Annotated in this window: 15 protein-coding genes and 1 tRNA gene; 7 read left to right on the forward strand and 9 right to left on the reverse strand. The window is 65.6% G+C overall.

Annotated elements, in window-relative coordinates; all coding sequences use genetic code 11:
• Window positions 1–10: 10 nt before the first annotated feature.
• From N5K27_RS21080 to N5K27_RS21090, 3 genes are read left to right on the forward strand one after another with little or no spacing between them, the layout of a single operon-like run.
• Window positions 11–1,408 carry an integrating conjugative element protein gene (locus N5K27_RS21080; RefSeq protein ID WP_034036972.1) on the forward strand — a complete coding sequence of 466 codons (1,398 nt, stop codon included), beginning with the start codon at window positions 11–13 and terminating at the stop codon, window positions 1,406–1,408.
• Window positions 1,405–1,755 (forward strand): hypothetical protein, encoded by a 351-nt coding sequence (locus N5K27_RS21085; RefSeq protein ID WP_034036974.1) that lies wholly within the window; start codon window positions 1,405–1,407, stop codon window positions 1,753–1,755. The genes N5K27_RS21080 and N5K27_RS21085 overlap by 4 nt, the downstream gene beginning before the upstream one ends.
• A gap of 13 nt (window positions 1,756–1,768) precedes the next feature.
• Window positions 1,769–3,292 carry a conjugal transfer protein TraG N-terminal domain-containing protein gene (locus N5K27_RS21090; RefSeq protein ID WP_279818566.1) on the forward strand — a complete coding sequence of 508 codons (1,524 nt, stop codon included), beginning with the start codon at window positions 1,769–1,771 and terminating at the stop codon, window positions 3,290–3,292.
• 14 nt (window positions 3,293–3,306) lie between these two features.
• Here the strand turns inward: N5K27_RS21090 and N5K27_RS21095 are convergent, their stop codons facing one another.
• From N5K27_RS21095 to N5K27_RS21105, 3 genes are read right to left on the reverse strand one after another with little or no spacing between them, the layout of a single operon-like run.
• Entirely contained in the window at window positions 3,307–3,678 is a 372-nt protein-coding gene (locus N5K27_RS21095; RefSeq protein WP_150554655.1) for a DUF3742 family protein, read from the reverse strand.
• 56 nt (window positions 3,679–3,734) lie between these two features.
• Window positions 3,735–4,148, reverse strand: coding sequence for a putative toxin-antitoxin system toxin component, PIN family (locus N5K27_RS21100; RefSeq protein ID WP_150554654.1), 414 nt, complete (start codon window positions 4,146–4,148; stop codon window positions 3,735–3,737).
• Entirely contained in the window at window positions 4,148–4,366 is a 219-nt protein-coding gene (locus N5K27_RS21105; protein WP_009618101.1) for an AbrB/MazE/SpoVT family DNA-binding domain-containing protein, read from the reverse strand. Before N5K27_RS21105 ends, N5K27_RS21100 begins: the two co-directional genes overlap by 1 nt.
• Window positions 4,367–4,697: 331 nt before the next feature.
• On the opposite strand from N5K27_RS21105, the gene mobH reads away from it, so the two are divergent.
• A complete protein-coding gene (mobH, locus tag N5K27_RS21110; protein WP_279818569.1) occupies window positions 4,698–6,494 on the forward strand; it encodes a MobH family relaxase in 1,797 nt (598 codons plus the stop codon).
• Window positions 6,495–6,559: 65 nt separating this feature from the next.
• Here mobH and N5K27_RS21115 read toward each other — a convergent pair whose 3' ends face one another.
• From N5K27_RS21115 to N5K27_RS21130, 4 genes are all read right to left on the reverse strand, one after another.
• Window positions 6,560–7,234 (reverse strand): class I SAM-dependent methyltransferase, encoded by a 675-nt coding sequence (locus tag N5K27_RS21115; RefSeq protein ID WP_150554652.1) that lies wholly within the window; start codon window positions 7,232–7,234, stop codon window positions 6,560–6,562.
• Window positions 7,231–8,154 carry an NAD(P)/FAD-dependent oxidoreductase gene (locus N5K27_RS21120; RefSeq protein WP_279818572.1) on the reverse strand — a complete coding sequence of 308 codons (924 nt, stop codon included), beginning with the start codon at window positions 8,152–8,154 and terminating at the stop codon, window positions 7,231–7,233. Before N5K27_RS21120 ends, N5K27_RS21115 begins: the two co-directional genes overlap by 4 nt.
• Window positions 8,151–8,600: an Rrf2 family transcriptional regulator gene (locus N5K27_RS21125; protein WP_222821613.1), complete on the reverse strand. Its 450-nt coding sequence runs from the start codon at window positions 8,598–8,600 to the stop codon at window positions 8,151–8,153. The genes N5K27_RS21120 and N5K27_RS21125 overlap by 4 nt, the downstream gene beginning before the upstream one ends.
• A gap of 120 nt (window positions 8,601–8,720) precedes the next feature.
• Window positions 8,721–9,020, reverse strand: a complete 300-nt coding sequence (locus N5K27_RS21130; protein ID WP_046741836.1) for a helix-turn-helix transcriptional regulator — start codon at window positions 9,018–9,020, stop codon at window positions 8,721–8,723.
• Between the two features lie 104 nt (window positions 9,021–9,124).
• Here N5K27_RS21130 and N5K27_RS21135 point away from each other — a divergent pair, with 104 nt between their 5' ends.
• Entirely contained in the window at window positions 9,125–9,748 is a 624-nt protein-coding gene (locus tag N5K27_RS21135; RefSeq protein WP_279818574.1) for a LysR family substrate-binding domain-containing protein, read from the forward strand.
• A gap of 27 nt (window positions 9,749–9,775) precedes the next feature.
• Here N5K27_RS21135 and N5K27_RS21140 read toward each other — a convergent pair whose 3' ends face one another.
• Both N5K27_RS21140 and N5K27_RS21145 read right to left on the reverse strand, forming a co-directional pair.
• Complete coding sequence (locus tag N5K27_RS21140; protein ID WP_279818576.1) at window positions 9,776–11,701, reverse strand: integrase arm-type DNA-binding domain-containing protein; 1,926 nt, start codon at window positions 11,699–11,701, stop codon at window positions 9,776–9,778.
• A gap of 238 nt (window positions 11,702–11,939) precedes the next feature.
• Window positions 11,940–12,013: transfer RNA gene (locus tag N5K27_RS21145), tRNA-Gly, on the reverse strand.
• Window positions 12,014–12,200: 187 nt separating this feature from the next.
• Here N5K27_RS21145 and rarD point away from each other — a divergent pair.
• Both rarD and N5K27_RS21155 read left to right on the forward strand, forming a co-directional pair.
• Window positions 12,201–13,121: an EamA family transporter RarD gene (rarD, locus tag N5K27_RS21150; RefSeq protein WP_279818578.1), complete on the forward strand. Its 921-nt coding sequence runs from the start codon at window positions 12,201–12,203 to the stop codon at window positions 13,119–13,121.
• Between the two features lie 141 nt (window positions 13,122–13,262).
• A complete protein-coding gene (locus N5K27_RS21155; RefSeq protein WP_279818580.1) occupies window positions 13,263–14,888 on the forward strand; it encodes a tannase/feruloyl esterase family alpha/beta hydrolase in 1,626 nt (541 codons plus the stop codon).
• Window positions 14,889–14,924: the final 36 nt, after the last annotated feature.

Here is a 14,924-nt window from a genome sequence, read left to right on the forward strand (position 1 = left end):
GCCCGGTGCCATGACGACTCCATTTTCGAGCGCCCGTCGATTTCTGTACGCCGCATTGGCCGTTGTCGCAGCACTGAGCTACTCCAGCGCCGGGGCGCAGACCAGCGTCAACGAGTACGGCGTCCAGCATCAGGGCAGCGTGATCGGCGACGACGTGCTCTACAGCATTGGGGGCGGCCGCGCGGTGTCCATGAGCGGTGCGGCCAACATGCACTCCATCGGTGTTGGCGTCGGCTGGAACAGCAACCTGATCTGTGGCGACATGAGCATCACCACCACATTGCAGAACCAGTTGAACGGCATCACCAACGGCTTCCAGGCCATCATGTCCTCGGTGATCCAGAACGCCACCGCTGCCGTGGCGTCACTGCCCGCCTTGATCATCCAGCGCGCCGATCCAGGGCTGTACAACCTGTTGACCAATGGGGTGCTGCAAGCCAGGCTGGATTTCGATCGCAGTAAGCTGACCTGCCGTGCCATCGCCAACCGTATGGCCGACATGGCGGGTGGGCAACTCGGTTGGGACCAGCTTGCCGAAGGCATGGCGCTGAAGCAGGCCGTCGCGAGCACAGATGCGGTTTCGGCGATCGACGATGCCGAGGCGAACCGTGGCAACAATGGTGTTCCTTGGGTCGGCGGAGACAACGCCGGCGGCGCGGGCCAACGTCCGGTGCGCGTGGTCGGCGACGTGACCCGCGCCGGCTACAACCTGCTCAACGGCCGTGGCGTCGGCGACACCAGTTCGATTCCGCAAGCCAGTTGCGGCGGCAACCTGGCATGCCAGACCTGGAGTTCGCCCGATGCCGCCGCGGCCTGGGCCATTCGCGTGCTGGGGGAGCAGGAGCAGCGCACCTGCGATGCCTGCACCAAGACCGTCACCACGCCGGGCGTTGGCCTGACCCCGCTGATCCAGGAGGAATACGAGGACAAGCTGCAGGCCCTGCAGGAACTGGTCGCCGGCAGCCGTCCGACCACGGCGCAGAACCTGCAGGCTGCGAGCAGCGCGTCGCTGCCCATCACCCGTGGCGTGATCGAGGCCCTTCGCGACGAGACGGACCAGGACATCCTGGCTCGGCGCCTGGCCTCGGAGGTTGCGCTGGCCAGCGTGCTGGAGAAGGCGCTGCTGCTGCAACGCACGCTGTTGACCGGGCGCAAGGAGCCCAACGTGGCCGCCAACGAACTGGCCCAGAAGGCCGTCACCCACGAAAGCGACATCCTCGATCGCGAGATTCACAACCTGAAGGCAGAGCTGGAACTGCGCCGCGAACTGGCCAGCAACTCGCCGATGGCGATCATCCAGCGCCACAGCACCCGCGCCGCCGGTGCGCGTGGCATCTACGAGGGTGACCCGGTACGCAATCGGGTCGATGAACTGCAGCGGCCGCCGTCCGGCGCAAGCCATCCATGAATACCGTGGGGCGGTGCCTGCGCTGGCTGTCCAGCCGGCGTGCCATCCTGGTGCTGGCGTGGGCGGTGTCGCTGCTGATCGCCGCGACCGCCGTCAATGTGGTCGGCATCCGCATCGCGGGCGGCATCGAGGGCTGGCAGCGCTGGATGGCGGCGCAATCCGGGGCCTTCCTGGCCTGGCGCTTGTTGCTGTACGCCGCCACCGCCTGGGGTTGGCTCTGGATGCGCCGTCGCCTGCGCGCGCGGGAACCGGAGCGCGCTGCCGGGCTGCGGCTGCTGCGCGCGGAGGTTGCGGCCATCGTCGCCGTGATCGTGCTGGAAGCCAGCCTGCTGATGCAGGCACGGTAGCGCGAGGTTCGCCATGACGCTGTACACCACCGACTACCTGGAGTACTACCTGACGCTGGTGTCCTGGGTGGTCCACAACGGCATCTGGTCGGTGCTGGTCGCCAGCGGCATGTTCGCCATCCCGTTCCTGGCGATCGTCATCCAGGAATGGCTGAAGGCCCGCGCGGAAGGCGCCGACGAGGGCAACAAGGGCGTGCTGTCCTCGGCCCGCATCGAGAACCGCGTCTTCGTCGCCATCGTGGTGATCATGTTCGCGGGCATCCCCTTCATCGATGTCGATTTCAACACCATCAAGTACGACCGCTCGCGTTCGACCCAGTGCCAGGTGAATGTCCCGGAGCCGACCGATACAGGCTGGTCGCAATCGTTCAGCACGATCAACAACCAATCGGCCAAGGTGCCGGTGTGGTGGTTCGCCATGCACGCGATCTCGCGCGCGATCACCGGCGCCTCGGTCGCGGCCATTCCCTGCGGCACCGACCTGCGGCAGATCCGCATGGACATCGACGCGACCCGCATCGACGATCCGGTGCTGGCCCAGGAGGTCAGCGACTTCACCCGCGACTGCTACGGCCCCGCCCGCGCCAAGCTGTTCATGACCCGGCCCAGCCTGAGCGAGGAGCAGATGCACGACGTCACCTGGATCGGCTCCAGCTACTTCGTCGGCACCGCCGGCTTCTACGACAGCTACCGCTCCAGGACACCGCGCGATGCCTGGCCGTTCGACGCCACGCGCGACGCCGGCCTGGCCCAGGTGCCCGGCGGGGGCGGCTACCCGACCTGCCGGCAGTGGTGGTCCGACGCCGGCCACGGCCTGCGGACACGACTGCTGGCCCAGGTCGATCCCAACCTGCTGACGCGACTGGCCGGCTGGGCGGGCTTCCTGAGCCAGGCCGAGGTCAACGACGCGGTGATCCGTGCCGTCGCGAGCCCTCGGCAACAGAAGCTCAACCGGGGGGCGGTCTACACGGACTACGGTGGCCAGATCGACATGACACTGCCCAACATCGTCACGCGCGCCGCCAGTGACGTCGGGCTGACCGCCGGATCACTGGGCTATTTCCCGGCGATGGACGTGGTGCGGCAGGCGCTGCCGATGGTGCTGTCCCTGCTCAAGATGGCGCTGGTCATCTGCATCCCGCTGGTGCTGCTGATCGGCACCTATGACCTCAAGACCGTGGTCACGGTGAGCGTGGTGCAGTTCGCGCTGTTCTTCACCGACTTCTGGTTTCAGCTCGCCCGCTGGATCGACTCGACGATCCTGGATGCGCTCTACGGCTGGGGGTGGGGCTGGAACCGGCCGCACACGAACTTCGATCCGCTGGTTGGCCTCAACAACACCTTCGGAGACATGCTGCTGAACTTCGTGATGGCCACGATGTTCTTGGTATTGCCCACGTTCTGGGTTGCAGCACTGGCCTGGGCTGGTGTCCGTGCAGGCAATGTGCTTCAAGGATTGAGTACAGGGACACGAGATGCCGGACAAGCTGGTGGCAGGGGAGCAGGCTTGATGATCAGTGCGGCCAAGCAGAAATAGCTCCAAGTGCCGGTTCAATCGTCTTCGAATCGTGGATCTGGGTCATCGCTGTAGTTGATGGGGTCGTAGGCAAGGCTTTCGCGATGATCCAGCTCTTCGGCCTTGCGTCCGAGGAAATCATCGTCGCCTTGCGGCGCTTGCTCCGCCATCCTGGCTGCCACGACGAGAGCGACCGGCAACAGCGCCGCCCAGACCGCGATGTACAGCAACACCCCAAGGGTCGCCAGCTTGCCCCCCCAGATCAGCACCGCTGCACCGCCCGCCGGCAGTCCTTGCGCCATCAGCCATCGATGCACCCGACGCTCCGCGCGCAGCCAACCGCGCCATACGCCGCCCAGCCAGCGGCCGAGTCGCGCTGCGATGGTCATGCCTGCGGTGTGCTTCATGGTTGGCTACCTCATGGTCGTTCCACGGTCGTTGGGCATGGCGGTGCCGGTCTCCTTCATGCCTGCCGCGCCGCGAATGCTTCGGCGCTCATGATCAAGCCGGGAAAGTCCTCTCGCATGGCGAGAATGTCCGCATCGCCTGTGATCAACGCATCCGCCTTGCCGACATGCGCGAGCACCAGGAACACCTGGTCCTTCTCGTCGCGGCAGGCCGGCAGGTCGGGCCATGGCATCGGCAGTTCCACCACATCGGCGTAGGGCAGGAAGTCCGCCAGCAACTCCTGCTGTTCCAAGGTCGACAGCTTGAACTTGGGATAGGCCAGGACGCGCAGGAGTTCACTGGCCGTCTCCCGGCAGACCAGCGGCTGCAACTGCTGTTGCTGCCAGGCATGGCGTATCCAGGCCAGGCGTCCTGCATTGAAGACCAGCGCCGACAGCACGATGTTGGTGTCGAGCACGACCCTGCGCATCAGCGCCGCGCCCAGGCCACGGCATCCTCGACGTCCTGCTCGGTGATCCCGAGTTGCTCCAGCTTCTCGCGCACGGCCTGGGCCTTCTGAACCCGCACCGGCGTCAGGATGATCCGGCCGCCCTCGACGGTTACGTCGAAGTACTCCGCCGCATCCACGCCGGACACGGCCGCCTTGGGCAGCGTGATCTGATTTTTCGAAGTGAGCTTGGCAAGCATGGGAGGCCTCCGTAAGTTTCAAAGGAAATCTTACTTCCTTACTTCATTCCCGACAAGCATGCCTTCGGGCGCAGGGGTTTCAGGGCCTGCCGTGCTTTCAGCGCCGGTTGAAACTGCCTGATCCGGTGAAAACACAGTGCTTGTTCCGTCCGATCCTGGAGCGCACGGGCTCCGCATTGATTGCGGCACACGAAGCCAACTGCCCCTATACCAAAGGGCTTGTCGAAGGCCAAAGGGCTGGGGAAGGGGCAAGGGAATGGCCTCAACGGGAAAGGCCCTACCCGAAAAGGCCAAAAGGCTCCTCCGGCCAGCCCATCACCAGGATGTCGCCATGCTTTCGCTGTTCCAGCGCAAACGGGTGCCGCTGGCCAACGCCGCGGCGCCGCCTCCCGTCGAGCCTGCCAAAGGGTTGACCCGGCCGCAGTCGGCCACATCGCTGCTGGCGGAGCCGCGCCGGCAGCGATTGCTGGAACACATCTGGCAGCGCACCTCGCTGTCGCGTCGGCAGTTCCGCTCGCTGTACCTGGCGCCACTGGAGCGCTACGCCGAGCTGGTCCAGCAGTTCCCGGCCTCGGAGGCGCATCACCATGCCTGGCCGGGCGGCATGCTGGACCACGGCCTGGAGATCGTGGCCTACGCGCTCAAACTGAGGCAGTCCCACTTGCTCCCGGCCGGCGCCTCGCCCGAGGCCCAGGCCGCGCAAGCCGAGGCCTGGACCGCCGGTACCGCCTACGCCGCGCTGCTGCACGACATTGGCAAGATCGCGGTCGACCTGCACGTCGAGCAGGCCGATGGCCTGGTCTGGCACCCCTGGCACGGGCCGCTGCGGCAGCCGTACCGCTTTCGTTACCGGACGGATCGCGAGTACCGGCTGCATGGCGCCGCCACTGGGCTGCTCTACACCCGTGTGCTCGATGCCGGCATCCTCGACTGGCTGAGCGACTACCACGATCTATGGTCGGCGCTGCTCTACGTCCTGGCGGGCCAGTACGAGCATGCCGGCACGCTGGGCGAGCTGGTCGTCAAGGCCGACCAGGCATCGGTGGCCCTGGCGCTCGGCGGTGATCCGACCAGGGCCATGGCGGCGCCGAAGCATGCGCTGCAGCGCAAGCTGCTGGATGGCCTACGCTACCTGCTGCGCGAGGAGTTCAAGCTGAACCAGCCCGGCGGCCCGTCGGATGGATGGCTGACCCAGGACGCACTCTGGCTCGTCAGCAAGACGGTCAGCGACAAACTGCGCGCGCATCTCCTGTCGCAGGGCATCGAAGGCATCCCATCGAACAACACCGCCGTCTTCTCGGTGCTCCAGGACCATGGCATCGTGCAGCCCGCCCCGGATGGGAAGGCGATCTGGCGGGCGACCGTCACGAGCGGCACCGGCTGGTCGCACAGCTTTACCTTCCTGCGCCTGTCGCCGGCCTTGATCTGGGAGTCGGGCGAGCGTCCCGCACCGTTCGCCGGCACGGTCACGACTGAAGAGCCCCTCCCTGGCGATGAGGCAGCGCCGGCCTCCGCCGGCATCGCGGCCACCTCACCGCCCCCTGGGGTGGCGGATTCCCCGGCCGGGCTCGCGGACCCGGTCTCCGATCTGCTGTCGATGCTCGATGCGTCCGACGCAGCCACCGCCGGTGCATCGTCCGCCAGCGCGGAACCGCCGTCACCATCCGCCGGAGCAACTGTGACAGTGACCCATTCGGCGCTGACCGGTCCTGCCACGATGCCGGCTCCCGCGAAGGCCACGCCGTCCGGGGAAGCCTTCATCGCCTGGCTCAGGCAAGGCATCGAGTCGCGCAAGCTCATCATCAACGATGCGAAGGCACTGGTGCATACCGTCGATGGCACGGCGTACCTGGTCAGCCCCGGCGTCTTCCAGCGCTACGTGCAGGAACATCCGGAGATCCAGGCGCTGGCCCGACAGGACGATCTGCACGACTGGCAATGGGTGCAAAAGCGCTTCGAGAAGCTGGGGCTGCACCGCAAACAGGACAGCGGCCTGAACATCTGGACCTGCGATGTCACAGGACCGCGCAAGTCGCGGCGGTTGCACGGCTATCTGTTGGCGGCGCCTTCGGCATTGTTCGCGGAAGTCCCGCCGGACAACCCCTACCTGTCCCTGGCGCGCGGCTAGGAGTCTCCTCGCCACACACGGGCAGCGCACCTGCCGACCCTATGTCTTGCATCGTCGATACCCCCTCATGCTCGATGGGCGACCCAACCCTTGAAGGTGAACGCGCAATAGAAAAGGTCGATGTCCGTGAATCCAGCCTCGCGGAGCAGATCGACATCCTGCACGGGCGAAAGCACGGGCAGCCGTTCCTTGATCGCCGCGATGCTGCCTTCGGCTTGACGCACGGGTACGCCGGAAGTAGCCGCGAACGCCGCATTGCGCGAGAGCCATCTGTCCCGACCGGGATCTTCGCCGGGAAAGCTGTGGTGCGCGACGACAAGGGGCGCACCGGGCTTGAGTCGCAGGTGCATCTGCTGCAGCGTCTTCAGGCGCTCGGCTGGCGGCAGGAAATGCAATGTCAGCAGGCAGGTCGCGCCATCGAAGGGCCCCTTGGGGGCGCTGTCGATATAGCCCTCGTGCAAGCACACGCGAGACACCATCGAGCCCAGGATCTTGCGGGCGAGTTCGAGCATCTCTGCGGAGGGATCGACGCCGTCGAACTGCCAGCCGGGCTGCATTCCGGCGAGGACCTTCAGTTCCAGCCCGCCGCCGGCGCCGAGCACCAGGATGCGCGCGTCGGCCGGCGCGTGTTCGGCCAGCAGCACACCCGCCATCCGGTGCAGGTCGCGAAGGCCCGGCACGATCCTCGCGGTTCTTTCCGCATAACCGGATACAGCCGTCGGGTCGGAGAACGAGGTCATCGAGCGCGGCCTTCCGCTTGCGCTGGCTCGATGGTCTCGGGCCAAAGCAGTGATCGGTGAATCTGGGCACCGGCCATGGCACCGTTGCCCACGGCCAGCGACACCGAATGAGGTGCCCGCGCAACGTCGCCGCAGGCAAAGACCCCAGGCACCGAGGTCTTGCTCTCGGCATCGGTGCGAACCTGGATGCCCATGGGCGTTTCTTCCAGTGTACAGCCGATTGTCCCGGCCAAAGTGCTGGAGGGAGAGGTTTGTGTTGCAACAAACAGGCCCGCAAAGCTCAGTCGCCTCCCATCCACCATCGTCACGTCGGCATGTCCCTCGATCCTGTCGATGCGGGCCTCGTCGATGACCACGCCTCGGCGTTCCAAAGTGGACCTGATTTCCTCGTTGAGTTCCAATGCACCGTTGACGAGCAAGGTGACATCCCCCCAATCCGTCAGCAGCTCAGCCTGATGGATGGACATCGGGCTGGCACCGACGATGCCGATGCGTCCCTGTCCAAGTTCATAGCCATGGCAGTACGGGCAGTGAAAAACCGTCTTCCCCCAGCGTTGGGCGAGTCCGTCGATGGCTGGAAGCTGGTCGGTCACCCCCGTCGCCAACAGAATGCGTCGCCCCAGGTGCGACTCGCCATCGGCCGTCGTGACGGTGAATTCGTCCGCCTGCCCGGCGACCGCTTCCACCCGACCTTCAAGCCAGGTCAGCGTTGGATAGGCCTCGAGCTGGCGGCGTGCGTTTGCAGCGATTTCACCTGGCGGCACACCATCCTGGCCGAGAAATCCGTGTGAATGGCTGGCGAAGCGGTTGCGCCGCTGGCCCGCATCGATCACCAGCACTGACCTGCGTGCGCGCACCAATTGCAGGGTCGCGGCCATGCCTGAGTAGCTTCCGCCGACGACGATCACGTCGTGATTCATGATTTATTCCTTGAGTGTCGCAAGGCCGCATGCCGGCGTGCGAAGTCAGAGGCCAGATCGGCAAGGGTGATTTCCGAAAACCGCGTGAGCAGCAGCGCCTCGGCTTCGGCAAACGTGCCTTCGAGTGCCGCATTGACCGTCTGCTCGACCAGACACCCCGGTGTCTCGTTGCGGTTGCCGATGGCAAACGTCGCCGGCTCTCCCAGGGCTTCGTGCAACTGACGCAGGGTGACGCTGCCAAGGTCGGCGTGGATACGCCATCCTCCTGCGTGGCCTCGTTCGGAGGTGACGATTCCCGCTTGCCGCAGGTATCCCATCGTGCGTCGAACGACGACCGGGTTGGTTCCCAGGCACAGCGCCAAGGTTTCCGAGGTAACGGGTCCATCCTGCTCGGCCATGTGCAGCAGCGCATGCAGGACAGACGAGAGGCGGCTGTCTCTTTTCATGAAACAAATGATGTTACGAAAAAGGCCGAGTGTCAAATGCGAGGTGGCAATGAACACCTGACAAGTCACAGCCTTGACGTACAAGAACGTTGTTGACACCTCACCGCCATGACGGCATGGCTATTCGGTGCCGCTCTCTTCCTCGGACAGTTGCGCCTCGGTCGCGGCCATCAGCGTCGCGGCCGAGCACCCCAGCCCCTTCGCGATCCGCAGGATCAACACCAGCGTGGGCATGTGCTCGCCGCGCTCGATCTTGCCCATGTGCGACCGGGCGATGCCCGCCTGTTCCGCGAGCACCTCCTGGGCAAGCCCCTGCGCAGTCCGTGCCTCGCGCACGGCAACGCCGAAAGCGCGCGCTGGCTCGCTTTCATAGGTTCTTGTCCCTGCGGGTCTCCCGCGTTGCACCGATCGCTTCTGCATCAACAGAAGCGTCACGCGCAAAGCGAATCTAAACCACGTTAAACTTATCTCATCGACCGGTCGCGCCCGGTTTTTTCCAGTGTCGGCGTTGTGCAGGTGACACGATGATCGCTCCCGATCCCTTGAACATTGCCCTGTCGGACTGCCTGGCCTATCCCCGGTTGTCGGTACCGATGGCGGAACATCGCCGGCGCCATCCGAACCACCCCATTCGCCTTCATGAAGAACGCCTGGAGGATCTGCATCGAGGACTGCTCACGGGGGCCTTCGAGGCAGGCCTCTGCCAGTCGCCCGCAGCACCTGAAGGCATCGATGTCCGCCCCGTCTGGCGCGACACGCTGGCATTGGCCGTGTCGGCCCATCACCCCTTGCTGGCCTTCGCGTCAGTGTCCCTGGAGCAGGCGGCCGACCACCCTTGGATCGCCCTGGATGGGCGCGGCTGTGTGGGCTACTGCGGGCAGATCGACTCACTGCTGACGGCGGCCGGCGTCGTTCCCTCGGCCGTCACGACGGCCACATCGTTCGGGTTGATGATGACCTTGGTGGCCGCCGGCTACGGCGTCTGCCTCGCACCCGCCGCCCGCATCGAGGGTCATCGTTCCCTTGGCGTTGTCCAGCGTCCCTTGCAAGAGGGCGCGCTGACGCTCACCACGTACTTCCTGAGCCGTCGAAGTACGGACAGCACCCACCTGGAGCCGTTTTTCCAAGCGCTCCAGGCAAGCGCCTGACCGAACTTCGGCGCGACCCTGGCTTGATCAATCTCCGGGCGTCGCTTCGGCGGCATCGGCAGCGACGGCTTCGCGCACCAGCCGCTGCACGCTTTGCCGGACCGGCTCAGGGAACTCGGTCGTCACGACTGGCTCGCTTGCCTGCGTGCACTGTGCGGCCACCAGCCGCGCGGCAAGGTGCAGGTTCGTTGGGTTGACGGCTTCGATGGCCGGCCGTGTCCCGAGCGCCTCGTACGAGCGCAGGAGTGCGTGGTAGATGTCCCAGGTGTCGATGCCCCGTGGCAGTTGCTTCAGCACGGACTGGACCAGCCTGCGCTTGAGCGGATCGAGCTGCCAGTCCGGCACGCGCTGCCCGCGATGCCCCATGTGGATCGACAGCAGGTTGCCGGCCTGGATCTCGTAGGTGATCCAGCGGCGCGACTTGCCCGCGAGCCTGGCGTAGTCCGCCACTGAGAGGTTGTGCGGCGCCTCGAAGGTCTCCAGCACTTGCTGGCGTTCGCGCTGCACCTCCGACAGGCGCGGCCGTGCGTACTCGGGCATGCGCACGGCCGACAACCGCTGCACCGATGCCGGCGCTTCGGGTTGGCCGGGCGCCGGCGCGGTCACGATCAGTTGCGGCGCGGAGAGGTCGACCACCGGCGGCTGCGCGGCCGCCTGGCCGGCGATGGTCGGCAGGCCCTGGAGCGTGATGGTCAGATGCCGGCTGGCAACCTCGACCTGGTTCTGCTCGAACAGGTCCAGGCGATCGGCCCAGTCCTGCATCATGACGCGGCGCTGCTCGACGTATTCGGCATGGTTGTAGGTCGCGCTGATCCTGTCCGGGTCGGCATGCGAGAGCTGGGCGTCCACCCATTTCTTCGGGTACCCGAGTTCGTTCAGCGCCGTCGAGATCGTGGCACGGATGCCGTGGCCGGTCAGCTGGTCCTCGTAGCCCATGCGCTTGAGCGCCCCGTTAAACGTGTTCTCGCTGACGGGATGCTTGAGGCACCAGTCGCCCGGGATCAGGTAGACCTGGGCCGGCTTGAAGTTGTCGAGCAGGTGGCGAACGATCTCCTGCGCCTGCACCGACAGCGGCACGATGTAGGGCGGGATGTCGATGAGACGCTTGCGCTTCTTCCTGGTGAGCAGCTTGCGCTGCTTGAGCCTGGCCACCGGGATGATCCACAGGCCCCGGTCGAGGTCGAACTGATCGGGCGTGGCGAAGCGCAACTCGCCAGTGCGCACACCGGTGAGCATCAACAGCCGCAAGCCCAACTGCGTGTTCAGGCGCCCGCGGTACTTGCGCAGTGTCTGCAGCATGACTGGCAGCTCGTGCATGCGCAGGAACGGGTTGTGTTCGACCGGCGGCAATGGCAGCGCGACCACTTCCAGGTCCCTGGACGGGTTATCGCCCATGTTGGGAATCGCCACCGTGGCGTAGGTGAACAACTGGGTGAACCAGGTCCTCAGCTTCTCGGCCACCGACAGCGAGCCGCGCTTTTCCACCTTGCCGATGATGTCCAGCAGGTGTGCGCGGGTGATCTCGTAGATGGTCAGGTGCCGCAGCGAGGGGAACACATCTTTCTTGAAGACGCGGCCGATCTGTTCCAGGCTGGTCTGCCTTCCTTCCTCCAGCGAGAGCCGGCGATGGGCCAGCCATTGCTCGTAGACGGCCATGAAGGTGTGCTCGCCGGCCAGGACGATCGCGTGCCGCCTGCGCTTGCGTTCGCTGTGCGGATTGACGCCCTTGGCGAGCAGCGAGCGGGCTTCATCGCGAAGCGCACGGGCGTCCTTCAGCGAGAGCGCTGGATAGTTGCCAAGGGTGATGCGCTCTCGCTTGCCAAACCACGAATAGCGGAAGTGCCAAGCCTTGGTGCCGATGGCGGAAACGTAGAGATAGAGGCCGTCGAAGTCGGCCAGCGCGTATGGCTTGCCGGTGCACTTGGCCTGCCGGGCCATAAGGTCTGAAAGCATGATCCCAACTCCATGAAAGCGAGTTGAGTGCCATGTTTCCCATCGGGCTCCGGCTCCTCCAGCAACAATGCGGCAAGGGAAGTTCGCGCATTGTTTGGGCCACTTTTTGTACCAGTTTTGACCGGCTGTCAGTGGATTTCGCTGGACGTCACTGGATCGAAGATTCTTAAAAAATCGAACCGTGACAATGACTTGCAACACTCCATGGACGTCCTTGGAACGCCCTGGAAAGTCGAAGTGGAGCGGGTGAAGGGAATCGAACCCTCGTATGAAGCTTGGGAAGCTGCCGTTCTACCATTGAACTACACCCGCCTTGGATGCCCGGGCTGACCGCCTGGACGGAAGGCACTACCGCCAGACGCGGCAGGACTGCAATTCTAAGCCCGAATTCGAAGGCCGGCAAATAAGGGGCAAGCCCTCATATTGTAGATTGTAGTTATTCTCACTTGCCTGGACGCCCCACCACGCGGCATCCCCTGCCTGCGCCCTATCCATCCCGATGACCGCCCCGCCCTCCCCCGTCAACACCTCTACCGGCGTCCTGCTCAACGTCGCCTCCTCGGCGCTGTTCGCGCTGATGTCCGCGTACACCACCTTGCTGCGCCCCCTGGACGGTGCGGCCATCTACGGCTGGCGCATGTTGCTGACCGTTCCGGCGCTGACGCTGCTCGTCCTGGCCATGGGGCGCTGGCATGAGATCCGCCAGCTTGCCGCGCGCGTGCGCCGCGAGCGGTTCTTCTGGGCGCAGCGCGTGCTGTCGGCGACCCTGCTCGGCGCGCAGCTCTGGCTGTTCATGTGGGCGCCGGTCAACGGCCACGGGCTCGACGTGTCGCTGGGGTATTTCCTGCTGCCGATCGCGATGGTCGCGCTGGGACGGCTTGTCTTCAAGGAGCGCATCAGCCGGATGCAACTGCTGGCCGGGGGACTGGCGCTCGCGGGCATCGTCTATCAGTTGGCGATCGTCGGTACCGTTTCCTGGCCCGCGCTGCTGGTGTGCCTGGGCTACCCGGGCTATTTCTGGCTGCGCCGCGCCACCCATACCAATACCCTGGGGTCGCTGTGGCTGGACATGACGCTGGGCCTTCCCGTCAGCGTGTTCTTCGTCCTGCAGGGCGGCTATGCGCTGCCGGCGGACGCGCCGCCCGGCCTGCCATGGCTCATCCTGGGCCTGGGCATCATCAGTGCCTCGGCGCTGGGATTGCAGGCGCTGTCGGCGCCCAAGCTGAACGTGACGCTGTTCGGCCTGTTGATCTATGTGGAGCCGGTCCTGCTGGTCGTCGTCGCCGCGGGAGTGCTGGGCGAATCCATTGCTCCCGCGCAGTGGCCGACCTATCTGGCTATCTGGATGGCGGTGCTGGTCCTGGTGGCCGAGGGAGGGATCGCCTTGGCACGTCATCGTCCGTCGTCTCGACTGTCCTGAACAATCGATCAATTCATGTAAATTTTCGGATTCCCAAATGAAATCTCCTGGCATAGAGTGCGGCGGACAAGAAGGCTCCGCACCATTTCGCCGCGCGCACAAGATCGACAACGAGCGCGGCGCCACACCAAAGGAGAAGTCATGGGATACCCCCTTCCCGCACGCGCCGCATTGCCTCTCGCGCTTGCCCTGGCCGCCTCGCTCGCGGCCTGCGGTGGCGGCGACGGTGACAGCGGCGGCGGCGGAACGCCGCCCGCCCCGCCGGGGCCCGCTGCCCGCGCCTGCCAGCTGGAAAGCTTCGCCGATGTCAGGATCCCCGCGGCGCGCATCACGGCGGTATCGTCCGTTCCCGCCGGCACCTATCGCCCCTCCGACAGCCGCCAGGACCTGAATGATGTTCCCGCGTTCTGCCGCATCGACGCCGTGGCCACGCCCACGGCCAGTTCGCGGATCAATTTCCAGCTCTGGGTGCCCGAAGGCGCATCCTGGAACGGCAAGCTGGTCGCGACCGGCAATGGCGGCTACAGCCCGGCGCTGAGCTACGGCGACATGGCCTACGCCATGCGGCAAGGCTATGCCGTCCTGGGCGGCGATACCGGCCATCAGACCGAAGACATGCTGTGGGGTGTGGGCAATCCCGAGAAAATCATCGATTGGGGCTCACGGTCGATCAACGCGATCACGGTCGCCGGCAAGCAGCTGCTGACCGAGCTGCGCGGCACGGCGGCCCGTCGGGCCTATTATCTGGGATGCTCCACGGGCGGCCACCAGGGATTCGCCGAGGCGCAGCGCTACCCCGAGGATTTCGACGGCATCATCGCCGGCGCGCCGGGCAATAACCGCACGGCCCTGAACATCGAGTTCATGTGGCGCTTCCGCTCCAACCGTCCGGCCAACGACAACCTCACGCAGTTCCTGACGCCGGCCAAACTGCGGCTCATCACGGATCGCGCCGTCGCGGCGTGCGACACGCTGGATGGCGTGGCGGACGGCGTCATCGACGATCCTCGCGCGTGCACCGCGGACAAGTTCGACGTCGCCAGCCTGCTGTGCACCGCCGGCGATGCCGCGGACTGCCTGACGTCCGACCAGCTTGGCGCCGCGCGGAATATCTACCAGGGTCCGCGCAACCCCCGTACGAAGGCCCAGCTCTATCCCGGCTGGCCGGTAGGCAGCGAGTCGGGCTGGTCGGGCTACATGGGATCGACCGAACCGGTGCGGGCCGATTTCTGGCGTTACTGGGTTTTCGACGATCCGCAGTGGAACTGGTGGACGTTCGATTTCGACCGCGACGTTTCGTACGCGTATGCGAAGATCGCGCCACTGGTCGACCAGACCAGCGCCGACCTGTCGGCATTCAAGTCCAGGGGCGGCAAGCTGATGGTCTACCACGGCTGGAGCGACCCGGTGGTCAGTGCCTACGACAGCATCGGCTACTACGATCGCGTACTCGCCGCACAAGGAACCCAGGCCGCGCTCGATGAGTTCTACCGGCTCTTCCTGGTTCCCGGCATGGGCCACTGCAGCGGCGGCCCCGGCGCCACCACCTTGCGCGCGGATGGAGATGCGGCTCCGGATCCGAGCCGCGACATTCTGGCTCTCATGGACCGGTGGGTGGAACAAGGCAAGCCGCCGGACGACTTCGTCGCCTCGCGCATGGCGGAAGGATCGGTACAAAGAACCCGTCCGCTGTGCGCCTATCCCAAACAGGCGGCCTATCGGGGAACGGGCGACCCGGATGATGGGGCGAGCTACATCTGCCGCTAAGGGCCGCGCGGGGCCGCGGCCCCGGCCTTCGGAGCC

The sequence above is a fragment of the Pigmentiphaga sp. GD03639 genome (assembly GCF_029845405.1).
Classification (GTDB): domain Bacteria; phylum Pseudomonadota; class Gammaproteobacteria; order Burkholderiales; family Burkholderiaceae_B; genus Pigmentiphaga; species Pigmentiphaga daeguensis.

Bases quoted from the DNA above. Each gene is read 5' to 3' on its own strand.
- N5K27_RS21140 (WP_279818576.1), bottom strand. From the start codon at position 11,701: ATGCTTTCAGACCTTATGGCCCGGCAGGCCAAGTGCACCGGCAAGCCA.
- N5K27_RS21135 (WP_279818574.1), top strand. From the start codon at position 9,125: ATGATCGCTCCCGATCCCTTGAACATTGCCCTGTCGGACTGCCTGGCC.
- N5K27_RS21155 (WP_279818580.1), top strand. From the start codon at position 13,263: ATGGGATACCCCCTTCCCGCACGCGCCGCATTGCCTCTCGCGCTTGCC.
- N5K27_RS21115 (WP_150554652.1), bottom strand. From the start codon at position 7,234: ATGACCTCGTTCTCCGACCCGACGGCTGTATCCGGTTATGCGGAAAGA.
- rarD (WP_279818578.1), top strand. From the start codon at position 12,201: ATGACCGCCCCGCCCTCCCCCGTCAACACCTCTACCGGCGTCCTGCTC.
- N5K27_RS21125 (WP_222821613.1), bottom strand. From the start codon at position 8,600: ATGAAAAGAGACAGCCGCCTCTCGTCTGTCCTGCATGCGCTGCTGCAC.
- N5K27_RS21085 (WP_034036974.1), top strand. From the start codon at position 1,405: ATGAATACCGTGGGGCGGTGCCTGCGCTGGCTGTCCAGCCGGCGTGCC.
- N5K27_RS21080 (WP_034036972.1), top strand. From the start codon at position 11: ATGACGACTCCATTTTCGAGCGCCCGTCGATTTCTGTACGCCGCATTG.
- mobH (WP_279818569.1), top strand. From the start codon at position 4,698: ATGCTTTCGCTGTTCCAGCGCAAACGGGTGCCGCTGGCCAACGCCGCG.
- N5K27_RS21105 (WP_009618101.1), bottom strand. From the start codon at position 4,366: ATGCTTGCCAAGCTCACTTCGAAAAATCAGATCACGCTGCCCAAGGCG.
- N5K27_RS21100 (WP_150554654.1), bottom strand. From the start codon at position 4,148: ATGCGCAGGGTCGTGCTCGACACCAACATCGTGCTGTCGGCGCTGGTC.
- N5K27_RS21095 (WP_150554655.1), bottom strand. From the start codon at position 3,678: ATGAAGCACACCGCAGGCATGACCATCGCAGCGCGACTCGGCCGCTGG.
- N5K27_RS21130 (WP_046741836.1), bottom strand. From the start codon at position 9,020: ATGCAGAAGCGATCGGTGCAACGCGGGAGACCCGCAGGGACAAGAACC.
- N5K27_RS21090 (WP_279818566.1), top strand. From the start codon at position 1,769: ATGACGCTGTACACCACCGACTACCTGGAGTACTACCTGACGCTGGTG.
- N5K27_RS21120 (WP_279818572.1), bottom strand. From the start codon at position 8,154: ATGAATCACGACGTGATCGTCGTCGGCGGAAGCTACTCAGGCATGGCC.